The 1,810-nt window shown below is 41.0% G+C and carries 3 protein-coding genes; 2 read left to right on the top strand and 1 reads right to left on the bottom strand.

Features of this window, described 5'->3' with window-relative positions:
• Positions 1-39: 39 nt before the first annotated feature.
• Entirely contained in the window at positions 40-234 is a 195-nt protein-coding gene (locus NTU69_12625) for a twin-arginine translocase TatA/TatE family subunit (protein MCX5804349.1), read from the bottom strand.
• Positions 235-378: 144 nt separating this feature from the next.
• Here NTU69_12625 and NTU69_12620 point away from each other — a divergent pair, with 144 nt between their 5' ends.
• Positions 379-1,065 carry a hypothetical protein gene (locus tag NTU69_12620; GenBank protein ID MCX5804348.1) on the top strand — a complete coding sequence of 229 codons (687 nt, stop codon included), beginning with the start codon at positions 379-381 and terminating at the stop codon, positions 1,063-1,065.
• Between the two features lie 264 nt (positions 1,066-1,329).
• The coding region (locus NTU69_12615) for a 30S ribosomal protein S1 (protein ID MCX5804347.1) at positions 1,330-1,810 on the top strand (481 nt) is incomplete at its 3' end.

Below are 1,810 nucleotides of genomic sequence, written 5' to 3'. Positions count from 1 at the left end.
AGCCGATCCCTATAAAGACCTTTTCATTCACAATAATTATTAAGAGGGTTTTTCCTGATCCTTGTTCTCTTTTGGCGGGGCTACATCCTTTTCCTCGGGTTCATGTGTTGCCTTTTTAAAGCTTTTTATACCCTTACCGATTGCCCCTCCTATCTCCGGGAGCTTGCCTGCCCCGAAGACCAAAAGGATTATAAACAATATGACTACAAGTTCAGGAAATCCAAGACCGAACATGTCTCTACAATATCACTTTGTAATAATAATAGTCAACGCTTTTTAATTTTTGGCCTGCCCCTCAGGAAGTAAACTGATAAAAAACCATTTGTATTTTTCATTTCAATGGGTTAGAATTTATTTATACAAAGCCGGAGAGAATAATTGAAAGTAAATAAGGCACTCCTTGTACTTGAAAACCCCTGGTGGCCACCGAAGGAAAATCCCAAGAGGGCATCAATCCTGCCGTTTCTCCACGGGCTGGAAAAGCTTATAGAAACATATTCTATCTATTATTCGACCTTTTACAGCAAAGAGAGCTTCAAGGAAGCACTGGTGGATGTGAGTAATACGATGGAAAAAAGATGTGTGCTCTATGTGGCATCTCACGGAACCAAGGGCTATATCGGAGACAAATTCAGGCTGACGTCATTCTTTGATACGGTAAGCAATTCAGCAAAATTAAACGACATTGAAGGGGTGTTCATAGGGTCCTGCTATGTGGGGGATAGGGTAGAGGACTTAAAGGAAACCATAATGGGAACAAGAATAGCGTGGATCTTTGGTTATAAGTGTTCACTAAACTGGCTCAACAGCACCCTGGTCGATCTTTCAATCCTGAGCGAAGTCATGAGCATGAGAGAACATAATTTGAGAACCGAAAAGATGATCCTGGAGACCTTCAAAAAGGCCCTTCAAAAATTTAACGGGAGTAACGAAATTGGTGAAGATGAGATAACCGGAGAAGAAGTGCTTCTCAAGGATTCTATAACCCTTGTTATCAGGCCCCACGGCTGTAAAAAGCCGCGGGATGTCAGCGATTACCTGTGTACTATGCTCGGATGGAAGTAGTTGCCAAATGTCGAAGTACGACTTCCGACTTCCCACTTACGACTCACATATTTTAATGAGGCAAAAGATGGAGATGATTTCGATCTATGTTATAGAAAAAGCGGATATTTTATACTTGCCGTTCTTCACCTGTTTAAAAACATGGAGATTTTTTTAAGTGAGAGTAGGTTATAGGACAATGGACACAACGAAAAATAAAAGGTATAATCTTTTGAAACGTAATAAAGTCAATAATCATTAAAATCAGCTAAGAGGTTGGAGGATATGTCAGAAGAAAAGATTGAAATGAGCTCTCAAAACGGGAAAATCTCCAATGAAGAGACCGGAGAGGAAGATAATTTTGCAGTGTTGTTTGAAAAAAGCAGCAAGCTTCAAGGGCGGCTTGAACCAGGTCAGAAGGTAACATCCAGGGTAGCCAGTATTTCTGGAGATTTTGTTTATATAAATCTCGATGGAAAAAGTGAAGGAGTGATAGACCTTAAAGAGTTCAAAGACGAACATGGGGGCTACACTGTGCAGGCAGATGATGAGATTGAGGCCTTTTTTGTAACTTTCCAGAATGGTGTGAAAAGATTGACAACCCTCAGACATGGTTTATCCACCCTTGATTTAAACGGCATACGTAATGCCTACGATGCTGATCTGCCGGTAAGTGGAAAGGTGGCAAGCGAACTAAAAGGCGGTTTCGAGATACACGTAGGTAAGGTACGGTGTTTCTGCCCTTTTTCTCAAATAGACCTCAAGG

This window comes from Pseudomonadota bacterium, assembly GCA_026388215.1.
GTDB lineage: Bacteria > Desulfobacterota > Syntrophorhabdia > Syntrophorhabdales > Syntrophorhabdaceae > JAPLKF01.
This window is presented reverse-complemented; position numbering and strand designations above follow the sequence as displayed.

Coding starts and splice junctions, on each gene's coding strand:
- NTU69_12625 (MCX5804349.1), bottom strand. CDS start 234: ATGTTCGGTCTTGGATTTCCTGAACTTGTAGTCATATTGTTTATAATC.